This window comes from Streptomyces sp. HP-A2021 (genome assembly GCF_022807935.1).
Classification (GTDB): domain Bacteria; phylum Actinomycetota; class Actinomycetes; order Streptomycetales; family Streptomycetaceae; genus Streptomyces; species Streptomyces afghaniensis.
Window position 1 is genome coordinate 1,912,624 of sequence record NZ_CP094344.1, and the last position, 14,295, is coordinate 1,926,918.

A 14,295-nucleotide genomic window follows, 5' to 3' on the forward strand; every position below is an offset into this window, starting at 1 on the left:
AAGAAGTGCCGGTGGAGATCACCTGGTGGGGTCACGCCACTTGCACGGTCGAGGACTCGAACGTACGCGTGCTCACCGATCCGTTGTTCGCACGCCGGCTCGCGCACCTGCGCCGCCGGCGCGGGGACCTGCCGCCTCCCGGCGCCCACCGGGCGGACGTCGCCCTGGTCTCGCATCTGCACGCCGACCACCTGCATGTGCCGTCGCTGATGCAGCTGGCTCCGGGCACACGCCTGCTCGTGCCCCGGGGCGCGCGCCGGGCGGTGCCGGGACTGCGCCGGCTCGCGCACCTGCGGGTCAGCGAGGTGGCGCCGGGGGACGAGACCCCGGTCGGCGACATCGTCGTACGGGCCGTGCCCGCGCGGCACGACGGACGCCGGCTGCCGCTCGGACCGCACCGCTCCCCCGCGCTCGGCTACGTCATAGCCGGCGAGGCCCGGACGTACTTCGCCGGGGACACCGGGCTGTTCGACGACATGGCCGAGGAGGTCGGGCCGGTCGAGGTGGCGCTGCTGCCGGTGGGCGGCTGGGGGCCGTACCTGGGCGAGGGCCATCTGGACGCGGGCCGGGCGGCTCAGGCCCTGGCGCAGTTGGCGCCGCGCAGTGCGGTGCCGGTGCACTACGGCACGTACTGGCCGATCGGGATGGACGCCGTGCGCCCCCACGAGTTCCATGCGCCGGGCGACGAGTTCGTGCGGCTCGCGGCGCGGCACGCGCCCGGCGTGGCGGTGCACCGGCTCGGGCACGGGGAGAGCGTGCGCCTCGAGGCCGCGCGGTGATCTGGACCTCGCCGGTGGCGCAGGCCGCCGTACCTCTGCTCGCGGTGTCGGCCGTCACGCCGGCGTCCGTCGTGCCGGAGTCCACGCAGCAGGCGATCGGCTACCCCACGCTTTTCCTGCTGGTGCTGATCGGGGCGCTGGTGCCGGTGATCCCGACGGGCGCGCTGGTGAGTTCGGCGGCTGTGGTCGCCGTCCACCAGACGGCGCCGTTCTCGCTGGCGATGGTGTTCGTGACGGCGTCGCTGGCGGCGTTCCTCGGCGACGCCGCGCTGTACTGGCTGGGGCGGCGCGGGATGAAGTCGAGGAACGGCTCACGCTGGCTGGAGGCGATCCGGGCGCGGGCACCGGAGGATCGGCTGGAGCAGGCGCAGACGAAACTCGCCGAGCATGGTGTGGCGGTGCTGGTCTTGTCGCGGCTGGTGCCGGCGGGGCGGATTCCGGTGATGCTGGCGTGTCTTCTGGCGAAGTGGCCGCTGCGGAGGTTTTCCCGGGGGAATCTGCCGGCCTGTCTGGCCTGGGCCGTGACGTATCAGTTGATCGGGATTCTCGGGGGGTCGTTGTTCGATGAGCCGTGGGAGGGTGTGGTCGCGGCGATTGCGCTGACCTTGCTGATCAGTGTGGTGCCGAGTGTGGTGCGGCGGGTTCGGTAGCGCCGCTGGAGGTTCTGTTTGTTTTCGGGGTGCGGGTTCGTCGTGGTTGTTCGCACAGGTCCCCGCGCCCCTTGCCTGCCTAAAGCACCTTTGAAGCGCCCACCGGCATGTCCCACAGGTTCTCCCGGGGCAGGCCCGTCTTTTCCCATGCCGCCCGTACCCGCGTGAGGGGTTCCAGGACCGGTTCCGCCGACAGGACGAAGGTGGCCCAGTGCATGGGGGCCATCCTGGTCGCTCCCAGGTCCTGGGCCGCGCGGACCGCTTCCTCCGGGTCGCAGTGGACGTCGCTGAGCCACCAGCGGGGGTCATAGGCGCCGATGGGGAGGAGGGCGAGGTCGATGCCGGGGTAGCGGCGGCCGATGCGGGAGAACCAGTGGCCGTAGCCCGTGTCGCCCGCGAAGTAGACGCGCCGGCCCTCCTGGTCGGTCAGGACCCAGCCGCCCCACAGGCTGCGGCAGGTGTCGGTGAGGGTGCGCTTGGACCAGTGGTGGGACGGGACGAAGTCGAAGCGGACGCCGTCGAGTTCGGCCGCCTCCCACCAGTCGAGCTCCGTGACGCGGGTGAAGCGGCGGCGGTGGAACCAGCGGGCCAGGCCGGCCGGGACGAACACGGGGGTGTCGCGCGGGAGCCTGCGCAGCGTGGGGGCGTCCAGGTGGTCGTAGTGGTTGTGGCTGATGACGACGGCGTCGACGCGCGGCAGTGCCTCCCAGGGGACGCCCACGGGGGTGATGCGGGCCGGGGTGCCGAGGATCCGGCGGGACCAGACCGGGTCGGTGAGGACCGTGAGCCCACCGATGCGCAGGATCCAGCTGGCGTGTCCCGCCCACGTGACGGCGACCGTGCGGGCGTCCACACGGGGCAGCGGGCCGGGGGCGTAGGGGAGCCGGGGGATGTCGGCGAGGCCTTCCGGGCCCGGTCTCACGGCACCCTCGCGGGCGAAGCGGGCCATGGCCCTCAGTCCGGGGAGCGGGGCGGTCAGCCGGTCGTGGAACGTGCGCGGCCACACCCGCCGTTCGGCCAGTGGTCTCGGCTCGGCCAGCGGCGGGTAGGGGGGCGCGACGGGGGACGGGAGGGCCGCGTCGCCGGCTTCCCGAGTGGTCGTGCTCGTGGTCGACTCGGACTGCTGCGTCATCGAGGAGGCTCCCATCGCTGAGCGTCGTCGCGGAGATCGTCGAAGGCCGACTTCAGTTGGATCAACGCCCGCTGCACGTGTGGCAGTTCCAACGGCGTGGGTGAGGTGAGGCATTCCGCGCGTTCCGTGTCGGAGCCGGCCAGCAGTGCGCCGGTCGAGAGCCGCACGCGCGGGGCTTCGAGCTCGTCGCCGAAGCGGTGGCCGCCGGGTGCGGGCATTCCGAGGCGGGCGGTGAGGAAGTCCTCCAGTTCCTGGGCGTCGCCGACGTCGTGCGCGCTCAGCGCGGGGCCCAGCGGAGCGAGGTCGACGTACAGATGGCGGCCGGCCTGCGGGGGCCGGGCGAGGGCGCCGGCCGCGACGACGGCGGCGTGCGCCTCGGCGGCCAGGCGCGCGTGCAGGCGCACGGCGGTGGCGACGCGCGCGGTGACCGGTTCCGGTTCCCCCAGCGCGTAGACGGCCGCCGCGGCGACGGGGGCGGCGACCCGGGCGTCGAGCGCGGTGAGGACGTCGAGCACGCGCGCGTGGAGGCCGTCGGCGTCCTCGCCGGCCGGGAAGCGGGCCACCGCGGCCGGCCAGCCGGGCGGGAGGAGGGCACCGGCCAGGTCGGTGACGACGGTGACCCGGTCGGGCAGCATCTCGGCGGGGCTGAGCAGCACGGTGTCGTGCGGGTCGTGCAGGGTGTCGCGCCAGGTCTCGTCGCTGACCAGGTGCAGGCCCTCCCCCTGGGCGGCCTCGACGGTCTCGTGCAGCAGCTCGGGAGGGGCGACGGTGGCCGTGGGGTCGTCGGCGACGGACAACACGAGCAGGCGCGGATCACCGCCCTCCGCGCGGACCCGGCGCACGGTCTCCAGCAGGGCGTAGGGGTCGGGCACACCGCCGCTCTCCGGCGGGGTCGGCACGTGGAAGACGGGGCGCCCCAGCAGGCGGGCGTACGGCGCCCACCAGGCGGCACAGGGTCTCGGCACGAGGACGTCACCGCCGAGGGCGGCGGTCAGGGCGAGCAGCAGCGCGGGCGCGCCGGGTCCGGCGGCCACCCGGCCGGGGGCGCAGTGCAGTCCGCGCCGGTCCCAGTAGCCGCAGGCGGCCTCGCGCAGGGCCGGTCCTCCGCCGGCCGGCTCGTGGTCGCCCCGGGACGCCGCGGCGGCGAGCACGGCGGACAGCTCCGGCAGTACGGGCAGTCCGTCCTCGGGGAGCGGGGGCCCGAACCGGACGGGGCCGTGACCTTCCGGGTCGGTCCGCCGCATCCGTACCTCCGCAGTGCCTGGTGCCGTGTCCTGTCGCCCTCGTCCGAGCCGTATCGCGCGTGTCCTCGGCCACTGAGTACCCATGGCGCCGCCGCTCCATGGGCGCCCGGCCGGGTTGTGACGGTCACAGCTTGAGCGGGCCGGGCCGGGGAAAGCGGGGGCTTGCGGGGCGGTGGTGCGCGCCTGGGCTCAGCGGTAGGGGTCGCTCTCCCGGTTGCGCAGCCGGTGCACGGCGGCACCGAACGCGCCCGCGATCAGCACGCCGCCCGCGACCAGGGCGGGCACGGAGTCGGAGAAGGCACCGCCGTCACCGGCGCGCACCCCGCGCTGGACGACCGCTCCCCCGCACTCGGCGGAGTGGTGCCACGGTTCGTCGCGCGGTTCGTCGCGCGGTTCGTCGGGACAGGGCTTGTGGGCGGGCTCGTGCGTCGGCTGGTGGGACGGCTCGTGGTGGCCACCGCCCTGAGCCACGGTGAACGTCGCGCTCCACGGCGTGCCCTCCCCGCCGGGAGCGGCCGGGCAGGTGCCGTCGACGGTCCACTCCGAGTCCTCGCCGAGGGCGTCGGGATCACCCTCGAAGTTCTCCGCGGGAGCGATACGGGCCGTGCCCCGGTAGGCCGGGCCGGACACCTCGTCGTCGTTGCCGGTCACCTTGTTCAACGGGACCGTGCCCTCGTCGAAGGCCTGTGAGGTCGCATCAATGCTGTCGGGCGGCGGCCCCCCGGTCGGATCACAGCTGACCGAGACGGTGACCGTGCCGCCGGGCTCCACGGTGGCCGGACTGACCTCGGCGGCGGGTTCGGCGGCGGGTTCGGCGGCCACGACCGGAGCGAACCCGACCAGGGCCGAGCCGGCCAGGACGGCGACGGAGAGTGCGTGACGGGTGCGGCGCATGGAGCGAACTCCTTCGGGCGACGGCAGAAAGGCCCTTCTGCCATCACAGCCAGCCCGCTACAACGCCGCGCGCGGCCATGCCCCATTGGCGGGACAGCACCACTCGACCGGGTGAAGTCGGACGTCCTTCAGGGGCGCGGGGAACTGCGCGACCAGCCGCACACGGCCCGCACACGCCCGAACCACCACGACCCTCACGGCGCTACGCCACATCCCGCATGACCTGCTCCCGAACCCGACCACAGCACCGGCTGATCAGCCGGGACACGTGCATCTGCGAGATCCCCAGCTCCTCGGCGATCCGGCTCTGCGTCATGTCCCCGAAGAACCGCATGTACAGAATCGCCCGCTCCCGCTCCGGCAGCGCCGCCAGCCGCGACTTCACGGCCTCACGGTCGACGACCGTGTCCAGCGCCGGATCCGGCGACCCGAGCGCGTCGCTCAGGGAGTACCCGTCCTCGCTGCCGGGCAGCTCCGCGTCCAGGGACAGGGCGGTGAAGCTCTCCAGCGCCTCCAGGCCGGTCTTGACGTCCTCCTCGCTCAGCTTCGCGTGCTCGGCGATCTCCGCCACGGTGGGCCGCCGGCCGGAGATGGTCTGGGACAGGTCCTGGGAGGCGAACCGGACGCGATTGCGCAGGTCCTGGACACGGCGAGGTACGTGCAGGGTCCACATGTGGTCCCGGAAGTGCCGCTTGATCTCGCCGGTGATGGTGGGCACGGCGTAGCTCTCGAAGGCGTTGCCGAGCTCGGGGTCGTACCGGTCGACGGCCTTGACCAGGCCGAGGGCCGCGACCTGGCGCAGGTCCTCGAAGCTCTCGCCGCGGCTGCGGAAACGCCCGGCGAGCCGGTCGGCCATGGGCAGCCAGGCCTCGACGATCTCGTCGCGGAGTGCGTCGCGCTCGGGTCCGTCGGGCAGTGCGGCGAGCCTGCGGAAGGCGTCGGCGGTGTCGGGGGCGTCGTCGTGGGGGTGCTGCTTCGTGCTGGTGTGGATCGGCATGATGCGTCGCAATTCCCTTGCTGGTGCTCTGGGTTGGACGGTCACCGTGGGAGCGCGTCGACTGGGTGCGGACCAGGAGCACCGGTGGCGGCGCGATTCGCCGCTCCCACGGACGTGCCTCCTGTCCGAAGCACTGAGGTGCGCCTGCCCCCGGCCCCCGCCCGCAAACCCGGAGAGGTTTTCCGCCGTCGCGCAGGGTGACTCGTACAGCTGGCTCTGTCCCCATACGTCCGGGAGGTCGTACATGAGCACCAAGGTCTCCGACCACGTCCTTGAGCGGTTGCGCGAGTGGGGGGTCGAGCAGGTCTTCGGTTATCCGGGCGACGGCATCAACGGCCTGCTCGCCGCGTGGGGCCGGGCCGAGAACGAGCCCCGTTTCGTGCAGTCGCGGCACGAGGAGATGTCCGCGTTCCAAGCGGTCGGATACGCCAAGTTCAGCGGCCGTCTCGGGGTGTGCACGGCCACGTCCGGGCCGGGCGCGATCCATCTCCTGAACGGCCTGTACGACGCCAAGCTGGACCACGTCCCGGTGCTGGCGATCGTCGGCCAGACGCACCGCACCGCGATGGGCGGCTCCTACCAGCAGGAAGTGGATCTGCACACGCTGTACAAGGACGTCGCCTCCGACTTCGTGGAGACGGTGACCGTGCCGGAGCAGCTGCCGAACGTGCTGGACCGGGCGATCCGCACGGCGTACGCGCGCCGCTGTCCGACCGCGATCATCATCCCCGGCGATGTGCAGGAGCTCGACTACTCGCCGCCGACGCACGAGTTCAAGATGGTGCCCTCCAGCCTGGACCGCAGCTCGTGGACGGCCGTGCCGTCCGACGACTCGGTGCGGCGGGCCGCCGAGATCCTCAACTCCGGTGACAAGGTGGCGATCCTGGTCGGCCAGGGCGCGGCCGGCGCGCGGGCCGAGATGGAGTCGATCGCCGAGCTGCTCGGCGCCGGTGTCGCCAAGGCGCTGCTCGGCAAGGACGTCCTCAGCGACGAACTGCCCTACGTCACCGGCTCGATCGGCCTGCTGGGCACGCGTCCGTCGTACGAGCTGATGCGGGACTGCGACACGCTGCTGACCATCGGGTCGTCCTTCCCCTACACCCAGTTCATGCCGGAGTTCGGCAAGGCGCGGGGTGTGCAGATCGACATCGATCCGCACATGGTCGGGATGCGCTACCCGTACGAGGTGAACCTGGTCGGCGACGCGAAGGCCACGCTGGAGCGGCTGATCCCGCTGATCGAGGAGGGCCGCGGGCGCGAGTGGTACGACACGGTGTGCGCCAACGTGACGCGCTGGCGTGAGGTCATGGAGCGCCGCGCGGAACTCGACGCCGACCCGATCAACCCGGAGTACGTGGCCCGGGCCCTGGACCCGCTGCTGCCGGACAACGCGATCGTCGCCTCCGACTCGGGGTCGACGGCCAACTGGTACGCGCGGCACCTGACCATGCGGCCGGGCATGCGGGGCTCGCTCTCCGGCACGCTGGCGACGATGGGCTGCGGCGTGCCGTACGTGATCGGCGCGAAGTTCGCGCACCCGGACCGGCCCGCGATCGCGCTGGTGGGCGACGGGGCGATGCAGATGAACGGGATGGCGGAGCTGATCACGGCGGCGAAGTACCGCCACCAGTGGGAGGACCCGCGGCTGGTGATCGCCGTGTGGAACAACCAGGATCTGAATCAGGTCACGTGGGAGATGCGGGCCATGGAGGGCGCGCCGCAGTTCCTGCCCTCACAGCAGCTCCCGGACGTGCAGTACGCCGCGTTCGCGCGTTCCCTGGGGCTGACCGGCATCCGGGTGGAGAAGCCGGAGGACGTCGAGGCGGGCTGGCGTGCCGCGCTGGAGGCGGACGGTCCCGCGGTGGTCGAGTTCCTGACCGATCCGGCCGTCCCACCGATCCCGCCGCACGCCACCTGGGAGCAGATGGAGGCGACCGCCGCGTCGATCCTGAAGGGTGACTCGGACCGGGGATCGGTGGTCAAGCAGGGCTTCAAGGCGAAGATGCAGGAGTTCCTGCCGGGGCGCGAGAAGAAGTAGCGGTCGCCGCCGCCGGGGGCACGCCGACCGGTTCGCGCCGGTCGGCGCCGTCCTGCGGCAGCAGCAGCTCCTCGTAGCGGCCCAGCAGCAGCACCACTCCGAGCATGAGCACCGGAAGCAGCACAGAGAGCATCGCCATGGCGTGTCCTTCCCCAGAGATGAGTGGGGGGTGTGATCCGGGTCTCCCGCAGGCCGTGGCGCAAACCAGTGCGGAGGGCACCGATCCGGGGTGGCGAACCCGTGTCGGCTCGCGGTGTTCGGGTACGCGGTGCGGACCCCCGACCGTCTGGAGGGAGACATGCAGCGAGGCAGCGACCGGCTGAGCGTCCACCGTGACGACGAGATGAAGCACGAACTCCAGGGGCTGCTCAGGTCCGGGCACCCCACCCGCAGTGAGGAGTGGCACGACCCGGAGCCGGCCGCCGAGGACGACCCCGAGGTCGCGCACGGGCCGGTGACGCCGAGCCGTGCGCCCACGTCCCTGGAGTCGGTGCGCCTGGAGCTGGCCCGGATCCTGGGCCGCAGGGCGTTCCCCGCGAGCGCGCGCGACCTGGCCCGCGAGCTGCGCGGCCACCAGGCGCCCGACGCCCTCGTCGAGGCCCTGGAGCGGCTGCCGCGCCAGGAGCGCTACGGCAATGTCCAGGAGCTGGCCCAGGCCCTGATCCGGGCCCGGGAGACCGGACCGGAGGAGTACGCGTAGGGACCGTGACGGGGGTGCCGCGGGCGGCTCGACCGCCCACGGTGCCCCCGTCGGCCGGGGAACGGAGGGAGGGCCTCAGTGATGGCCGAGTTGGTGAAGGACGTGATGACCCCGGGTGTGGTCGCCGTACGCCCGGACGCCTCGCTCGTCGAGGCGGCGCAGTTGATGCGCACCCAGAACATCGGCGACGTGGTGGTGGCCGAGGGGCAGGACGTGATCGGCGTGCTCACCGACCGTGACATCACGGTGCGGGCGGTGGCGGACGGTGCCGACCCGATGACGGTGAGCGTGCAGTCGGTGTGCACACCGGATCCGGTGACGGTGACGCCGGACGAGCGGGTGACGACCGCGGCCGCGCTGATGCGCGAGCACGCGGTGCGCCGCCTGCCGGTGGTGGAGAACGGGCTGCCGGTCGGGATGGTGAGCCTCGGCGACCTGGCCGAGGCCGAGGACCCCGCGTCGGCGCTCGCCGACATCAGCCGCGCCGAGCCGGACGCCCGAGGTGGTGTGTGAGCACCGACCAGGCGAAGGAGATCAGGGCCAGTGGCGTCACCGTGGACGTCGGTGACGCCACGACCCGCTACCTGCTGTACGGGCTGCTGCCCAGCTGGTTCGTGCCCGGGGTGGCCGACTGGGTGATGCACCGGCGGACCCGTATCGAGGAGACCGCGGGCACCAAGGAGTCGTTGATCCACTCGCTGATGATGGCCGAGGTCGGCATCCCGATCGCGCTGACGCTGCGCTACGAGGTGAACCCGCTGCTGCTGAGCGTGCAGCTGGGCGGGGCCGCGGTGCACGAGGCGACGGCGCTGTGGGACGTCCGTACGGCCGTCGACAGCGAGCGTGAGGTCAAGCCCATAGAGCAGCACATCCACAGCTTTCTGGAGTCGCTGCCGTTCGGGGCGCTGGCCTCCTTGATGTGCCTGCACGCCGACCAGGTGAAGTCGCTGCTGCGCGGCGGCCGCGGGGACCCCGACGCGTGGCGGCTGGTGCCGCGCCGGCGGCCGCTGTCGCGCGGCTATCTGGCCGGCATCGCCGCGGCGATCGGCACCTGCGTGCTGCTGCCGTACGGCGAGGAGTTGCTGCGGTGCGTGCGGGCGGGCCGCAGGAACCGCAAGAACGACAAGAAAGCGAGGAGCGACGCGGCGCGCTGGAGCGCCGCGCGCTCCGGGAAAGGACGTTGAGCATCATGCGTATCGCATTTCTGGTGGCACCCGAGGGCGTCGAGCAGGTCGAGCTGACCGATCCGTGGCAGGCCGCGAAGGACGGCGGTCACGAGCCCGTGCTGGTGTCGACCAAGCAGGGGGAGATCCAGGCGTTCAACCACCTCGACAAGGCGGACACCTTCCCCGTGGACGAGGTGGTGGGCGAGGCCGCTCCGGGCTCGTTCGGTGCGCTGGTGCTGCCGGGCGGTGTGGCCAACCCGGACTTCCTGCGGATGGACGACAAGGCAGTCGCGTTCGTCCGGGACTTCTTCGAGCAGGGCCGGCCCGTGGCCGCGATCTGCCACGCGCCGTGGACGCTGGTCGAGGCGGACGTCGTACGCGGCCGGACGCTGACCTCGTGGCCGAGCCTGCGGACCGACATCCGCAACGCGGGCGGCACCTGGGTCGACGAGCAGGTGCAGGTCTGTGACCACGGTGCCAACAAGTTGGTCACCAGCCGTAAGCCGGACGACCTGAAGGCGTTCTGCGAAACCTTCCTCGACGTCTTCGCCGAGGAGGCCGCCTGATGGTGTCTCCCGCCGACCGGAAACAGGAACAGCGCGAGGCCTTCAAGGCGGACGATCCGGCCGGCGGGCCGCTCACCACCGACCAGGGAGTCGAGGTCGACCACACCGACGACTCCCTGGCGGCGGGCGAGCGCGGGCCGACGCTGATGGAGGACTTCCACTTCCGGGAGAAGCTCACCCGCTTCGACCACGAGCGGATCCCGGAACGGGTGGTGCACGCGCGGGGCGCGGGCGCGTACGGCTATTTCGAACCGTACGAGTCCTGCGCGGAGTTCACCCGTGCGGCGTTCCTCCAGGACCCGGCCGTGCGCACGCCCGTGTTCGTACGGTTCTCGACCGTGCAGGGCCCCAAGGGTTCGGCCGACACCGTGCGGGACGTGCGCGGCTTCGCGACCAAGTTCTACACCTCCGAGGGCAACTACGACCTGGTCGGGAACAACTTCCCGGTCTTCTTCATCCAGGACGGCGTCAAGTTCCCCGACTTCGTGCACGCGGTGAAGCCCGAGCCGCACAACGACATCCCGACGGGCGCGTCCGCGCACGACACCCTGTGGGACTTCGTGTCGCTCCAGCCCGAGACGCTGCACGCGATCATGTGGCTGATGTCGGACCGGGCGATCCCGCGCAGCTACCGCATGATGCAGGGCTTCGGCGTGCACACTTTCCGGTTCGTGAACGCGGACGGCAAGGGCACGTTCGTGAAGTTCCACTGGAAGCCACGGCTCGGCGTGCACTCGCTGGTGTGGGACGAGGCGCAGGAGTGCCAGGGCCGCGACCCGGACTTCAACCGGCGTGACCTGTGGGACGCGATCGAGGCGGGCGAATACCCCGAGTGGGAGCTGGGCGTGCAACTCGTGCCGGAGGAGGACGAGTTCGCGTTCGACTTCGATCTGCTCGACCCGACGAAGATCATCCCGGAGGAGCAGGTGCCGGTGCGGCCGATCGGCCGGATGGTGCTGGACCGCAACCCGGAGAACTTCTTCGCGGAGACCGAGCAGGTCGCCTTCCACACGGCGAACGTCGTCCCCGGCATCGACTTCACCAACGACCCGCTGCTCCAGGCGCGGAACTTCTCCTACCTGGACACCCAGCTGATCCGGCTCGGCGGGCCGAACTTCTCGCAGCTGCCGGTGAACCGGCCGGTCGCGCCGGTGCGCAACAACCAGCGCGACGGCTACCACCAGAGCGCGATCCACTCCGGCACGAACTACTTCCCGAACTCGCTCGGCGGGGGCTGCCCGGCCCACGCGGGCGCCGGGGGAAGTGCGTACACGCATTACGCCGAACGGGTGGACGGCCACAAGATCCGGCGCCGCAGTCCCAGTTTCCAGGACCACTACAGCCAGCCGGCGATGTTCTGGAACAGCATGGCGGACTGGGAGAAGCAGCACATCGTCGAGGCGTTCCGGTTCGAGCTCGGCAAGGTGGGCGCGATGACCGTGCGGGCACGTACGGTCGAGCACCTGGCCAAGGTCGACGGGGAGCTGGCGGTGCAGGTGGCGCGGGGCGTCGGGGTGCCGGAGCCGTCCGCCGCCGAGGCCGCGTCCAAGTCGGCCTCCCCCGCGCTCAGCCTGGAGTCGCTGCGCGGGGACGGTTCGATCCGGACACGGCAGATCGCGGTGCTGGTCACCGACGGCGTGGACGCCGAGCAGGTCACCTCCGTGCGGGAGCGGCTGGCCGCCGAGGGGGCGATCGTCGAGGCGCTGGCCCCGACGGACGGGACGATCAAGGGGTCCGACGGTGAGACGTACGCGGTCGACCGTGCCCTGCCGACCGTGGCGTCCGTGCTGTACGACGCCGTGCTGCTGCCCGGCGGGCCCGTCGGCACCCCGCCGACGGTCGCCGACCCGGACGCGGTGCGGTTCGTGCGGGATGCCTACCGGCACGGCAAGCCGGTGGGCGCGCTCGGCTCGGGCGTGGGCGTCCTGTCGGCGCTGGAGCCCGAGGGGCTGAGGCTGTCGACGGAGTTCCAGCGCGTGGTCGCGGACCAGGGCGTGGTGACGGACACGTCGCCGGGGCCGGCGAGCGAGGAGTTCCTGAACACGTTCTGCGCCGCCATCGCGGCGCACCGGCATTGGGGGCGGGGGCCGGTGCGGCACTGAGCCGGGGGGCAGGGGGGCAGGGCCGGGCCGCGCTTGTGGGGGCGCGGCCCGGCTCGTTTTTGTGGTGTGCAGGGGGCGGCTCGGGTTGCGCCGGTTGGGGGGCGGCTCGGGTTGCGCCGATGTCCGACCCGTTCGCGATGCGCCGGTACGGGTCAGGCCGCGCGCTTCTGCGGCGCGGGCCGGGACTTGCGCTCGGGCGGCGCGGGCCGGGTCGTGTTGTGCCGGGGCGGACCCCCGCGCGCGATGCCCCGGTACGGGGCGCGACACGCTTGTGGAGTGCGGACCAGGCCGGCTTGCGCCGGTGCGGAGGGCTCGCCCTGTGCCGATGCTATGCCGGTCGTGCGGGCGGTGCCGGTCCGCGCGCGAAGCGCCTGCGGGGCCGGGGGCGCTTGTGTGGTGCGGATCAGTCGGGTGGTGGCGGCGCGGAGCAGCCCGCCTCATGCCGACGTGAACCCGCTCGTGAAGGGCGGTGCCGGCCCGGGTGTGATCTACCGGTTCCGGCCGGGGCGCGTTGCGCCGCTGACCGCCGGGGCGTGTCGCTTCGGTGCTGGTCTGGCAGGGTTCAGGTGCCGGGGGTCGTGGGGGTCGTCGACTCCCCGCTTCCCCGCTCCCGGGCCCCTTCGCGGGTGCGGCCCGCCGCCACCGGGCGGCTCGGGTTGCGGCGCAGGAACTCGCCCTCCAGCTGCGCCATGCGTTCGTTGTGCGCCCGCAGCGCGTCGTTCGAGCCGTAGAGCAGCGTGTCGTGGCGCGTGCGGTGGATGGTCTCCAGCTCTTTCATGAGCTGCTGGTCGTCCAACCGGTCAGGGTCCACTCCGGTCATGGTGTTGCCCCGCTCTTCGTGTTCGTTCATGTGGTCCGGGTACCCGCCCCGGGAGCAACTGAGCACTACCCCCGAGCGGCATCCGGGAGGGAGCCATGGATCTCGCCTTTCTGCACCCACTGTACGAACACCCCGGGCCTTGGGCCTCGGTGTACGTCGACACCTCCCGGCATACGGAGGCCACCCCCCACGAGCGGCAGCTGACGGCCCAGGCGATGGCCAGGCAGCTGGCCGACCAGGGCGCGGACGAGGCGACCTGCCGGGCCGTGCAGAGCGCGATCGAGGACCTGCGGCACTCTTCGGAACCGCACGGCCGGGCCCTGTTCGCCCGCGCCGGCGAGGTGGTCCTCGACCCGCCGCTGGCCCGTCCCCCGCAGGGCGGTGACTGGGCCGAATGGGCCCCGCTGCCGCGTGTGACGCCGCTGCTGGAACTGGCCGGCGAGGACCCGGTGTGCGTAGTGGCGTACGTCGACCGCAAGGGCGCCGACTTCGAGCTGCGCAGCGCCCTGGGCAGCGAGGGCGCCGGAAGCATCACCGGGCGCCAGTGGCCGGTGCACCGGACGAGCTCCGTGGACTGGTCCGAGCGGCATTTCCAGCTGCGAGTGGAGAACACCTGGGAGCACAACGCCGCGGAGATCGCCGACGCGCTCGCCGTGTGCCAGGAGGAGACCCGCGCCGACCTGCTGATTCTCGTCGGCGAGGACCGGGAGCGGCGGTCCGTGCACGAGCGGCTGCCCAAGCGGCTGCACGACCTCGTCGTCGAGGCGCCGCACGGCAGCGGCAGCCGGCTCCTCGACGACGACGTGGAGCGGGCCCGCGCCGAGCATGTGGCGCGGCAGGCCGAGGCGGAGCTGGAGCGGTTCCGGGCCGCCCGGAACCCGGACGACGAGGGCCGTTCCGGAGCCGTGGAGGGCGTGCCCGCGCTGATCGAGGCGGCGCGTGAGCACCGCATCGACGAGCTGCTGATCAGGCCGGACGGGCCGGACGCGCACCGCGAGGTGTGGATCGGCGAGGACCCGGACCAGGTCGCGGTGCGGCGTACGGACCTGAAGATCCTCGGCGAGCAGCACTCCTGGCCGGCCCGGGCGGACGACGCGCTGATCCGGTCGGCCGTGGCCACGGACGCGGCGGCACTGGCCGTTGCGGAGCGCGAGGTTCCGGCCGGCGGCCTCGGGGCGCTGCTCCGCTGGAAGTGAGCGGGGTGCCG

Annotated in this window: 15 protein-coding genes; 9 read left to right on the forward strand and 6 right to left on the reverse strand. The window is 72.5% G+C overall.

What is annotated here, in order from left to right; genetic code table 11:
- Positions 1 to 5 precede the first annotated feature (5 nt).
- Together MQE23_RS08865 and MQE23_RS08870 are read left to right on the forward strand one after the other, a co-directional pair.
- Positions 6 to 779, forward strand: coding sequence for an MBL fold metallo-hydrolase (locus MQE23_RS08865; RefSeq protein ID WP_243378806.1), 774 nt, complete (start codon positions 6 to 8; stop codon positions 777 to 779).
- Positions 780 to 814: 35 nt separating this feature from the next.
- On the forward strand, positions 815 to 1,429 hold the full coding sequence (locus MQE23_RS08870) for a VTT domain-containing protein (protein ID WP_243382543.1): 615 nt from the start codon (positions 815 to 817) through the stop codon (positions 1,427 to 1,429).
- A gap of 79 nt (positions 1,430 to 1,508) precedes the next feature.
- On the opposite strand, the gene MQE23_RS08875 is transcribed toward MQE23_RS08870, so the two are convergent.
- The 4 genes from MQE23_RS08875 to MQE23_RS08890 form a co-directional block, all read right to left on the reverse strand.
- Entirely contained in the window at positions 1,509 to 2,561 is a 1,053-nt protein-coding gene (locus MQE23_RS08875; RefSeq protein ID WP_243378807.1) for an MBL fold metallo-hydrolase, read from the reverse strand.
- Positions 2,558 to 3,805, reverse strand: a complete 1,248-nt coding sequence (locus MQE23_RS08880; protein ID WP_243378808.1) for an aminotransferase class I/II-fold pyridoxal phosphate-dependent enzyme — start codon at positions 3,803 to 3,805, stop codon at positions 2,558 to 2,560. Before MQE23_RS08880 ends, MQE23_RS08875 begins: the two co-directional genes overlap by 4 nt.
- Before the next feature lie 189 nt (positions 3,806 to 3,994).
- The gene (locus tag MQE23_RS08885) at positions 3,995 to 4,699 is read right to left on the reverse strand and encodes a hypothetical protein (protein ID WP_243378809.1); all 705 of its coding nucleotides are present in this window, start codon (positions 4,697 to 4,699) and stop codon (positions 3,995 to 3,997) included.
- A gap of 202 nt (positions 4,700 to 4,901) precedes the next feature.
- Positions 4,902 to 5,696, reverse strand: coding sequence for an RNA polymerase sigma factor SigF (locus tag MQE23_RS08890; RefSeq protein WP_243378810.1), 795 nt, complete (start codon positions 5,694 to 5,696; stop codon positions 4,902 to 4,904).
- A gap of 244 nt (positions 5,697 to 5,940) precedes the next feature.
- Here MQE23_RS08890 and MQE23_RS08895 point away from each other — a divergent pair, with 244 nt between their 5' ends.
- Positions 5,941 to 7,734: a thiamine pyrophosphate-requiring protein gene (locus tag MQE23_RS08895; protein ID WP_243378811.1), complete on the forward strand. Its 1,794-nt coding sequence runs from the start codon at positions 5,941 to 5,943 to the stop codon at positions 7,732 to 7,734.
- Here MQE23_RS08895 and MQE23_RS08900 read toward each other — a convergent pair.
- Positions 7,688 to 7,873, reverse strand: coding sequence for a hypothetical protein (locus MQE23_RS08900; protein ID WP_243378812.1), 186 nt, complete (start codon positions 7,871 to 7,873; stop codon positions 7,688 to 7,690). The genes MQE23_RS08895 and MQE23_RS08900 overlap by 47 nt on opposite strands.
- 159 nt (positions 7,874 to 8,032) lie before the next feature.
- Between MQE23_RS08900 and MQE23_RS08905 the strand changes: the two genes are divergently transcribed.
- The 5 genes from MQE23_RS08905 to MQE23_RS08925 all read left to right on the forward strand — a co-directional run bounded on the left by MQE23_RS08905 (position 8,033) and on the right by MQE23_RS08925 (position 12,268).
- Complete coding sequence (locus MQE23_RS08905) at positions 8,033 to 8,434, forward strand: DUF2795 domain-containing protein (protein WP_243382545.1); 402 nt, start codon at positions 8,033 to 8,035, stop codon at positions 8,432 to 8,434.
- Between the two features lie 81 nt (positions 8,435 to 8,515).
- A complete protein-coding gene (locus MQE23_RS08910; protein ID WP_037673444.1) occupies positions 8,516 to 8,947 on the forward strand; it encodes a CBS domain-containing protein in 432 nt (143 codons plus the stop codon).
- On the forward strand, positions 8,944 to 9,618 hold the full coding sequence (locus tag MQE23_RS08915; protein WP_020276873.1) for a hypothetical protein: 675 nt from the start codon (positions 8,944 to 8,946) through the stop codon (positions 9,616 to 9,618). The genes MQE23_RS08910 and MQE23_RS08915 overlap by 4 nt, the downstream gene beginning before the upstream one ends.
- Positions 9,619 to 9,623: 5 nt before the next feature.
- Positions 9,624 to 10,166: a type 1 glutamine amidotransferase domain-containing protein gene (locus tag MQE23_RS08920; protein ID WP_020276874.1), complete on the forward strand. Its 543-nt coding sequence runs from the start codon at positions 9,624 to 9,626 to the stop codon at positions 10,164 to 10,166.
- Positions 10,166 to 12,268, forward strand: coding sequence for a catalase (locus MQE23_RS08925; protein WP_243378813.1), 2,103 nt, complete (start codon positions 10,166 to 10,168; stop codon positions 12,266 to 12,268). The genes MQE23_RS08920 and MQE23_RS08925 overlap by 1 nt, the downstream gene beginning before the upstream one ends.
- Before the next feature lie 562 nt (positions 12,269 to 12,830).
- On the opposite strand, the gene MQE23_RS08930 is transcribed toward MQE23_RS08925, so the two are convergent.
- Positions 12,831 to 13,118, reverse strand: a complete 288-nt coding sequence (locus MQE23_RS08930) for a DUF6158 family protein (RefSeq protein ID WP_020270853.1) — start codon at positions 13,116 to 13,118, stop codon at positions 12,831 to 12,833.
- Positions 13,119 to 13,183: 65 nt separating this feature from the next.
- On the opposite strand from MQE23_RS08930, the gene MQE23_RS08935 reads away from it, so the two are divergent.
- Positions 13,184 to 14,284 (forward strand): Vms1/Ankzf1 family peptidyl-tRNA hydrolase, encoded by a 1,101-nt coding sequence (locus MQE23_RS08935; RefSeq protein WP_020270854.1) that lies wholly within the window; start codon positions 13,184 to 13,186, stop codon positions 14,282 to 14,284.
- Positions 14,285 to 14,295 lie beyond the last annotated feature (11 nt).

Bases quoted from the DNA above. Each gene is read 5' to 3' on its own strand.
- MQE23_RS08875 (WP_243378807.1), bottom strand. From the start codon at position 2,561: ATGACGCAGCAGTCCGAGTCGACCACGAGCACGACCACTCGGGAAGCC.
- MQE23_RS08880 (WP_243378808.1), bottom strand. From the start codon at position 3,805: ATGCGGCGGACCGACCCGGAAGGTCACGGCCCCGTCCGGTTCGGGCCC.
- MQE23_RS08885 (WP_243378809.1), bottom strand. From the start codon at position 4,699: ATGCGCCGCACCCGTCACGCACTCTCCGTCGCCGTCCTGGCCGGCTCG.
- MQE23_RS08890 (WP_243378810.1), bottom strand. From the start codon at position 5,696: ATGCCGATCCACACCAGCACGAAGCAGCACCCCCACGACGACGCCCCC.
- MQE23_RS08895 (WP_243378811.1), top strand. From the start codon at position 5,941: ATGAGCACCAAGGTCTCCGACCACGTCCTTGAGCGGTTGCGCGAGTGG.
- MQE23_RS08900 (WP_243378812.1), bottom strand. From the start codon at position 7,873: ATGGCGATGCTCTCTGTGCTGCTTCCGGTGCTCATGCTCGGAGTGGTG.
- MQE23_RS08905 (WP_243382545.1), top strand. From the start codon at position 8,033: ATGCAGCGAGGCAGCGACCGGCTGAGCGTCCACCGTGACGACGAGATG.
- MQE23_RS08910 (WP_037673444.1), top strand. From the start codon at position 8,516: ATGGCCGAGTTGGTGAAGGACGTGATGACCCCGGGTGTGGTCGCCGTA.
- MQE23_RS08920 (WP_020276874.1), top strand. From the start codon at position 9,624: ATGCGTATCGCATTTCTGGTGGCACCCGAGGGCGTCGAGCAGGTCGAG.
- MQE23_RS08925 (WP_243378813.1), top strand. From the start codon at position 10,166: ATGGTGTCTCCCGCCGACCGGAAACAGGAACAGCGCGAGGCCTTCAAG.
- MQE23_RS08930 (WP_020270853.1), bottom strand. From the start codon at position 13,118: ATGAACGAACACGAAGAGCGGGGCAACACCATGACCGGAGTGGACCCT.
- MQE23_RS08935 (WP_020270854.1), top strand. From the start codon at position 13,184: ATGGATCTCGCCTTTCTGCACCCACTGTACGAACACCCCGGGCCTTGG.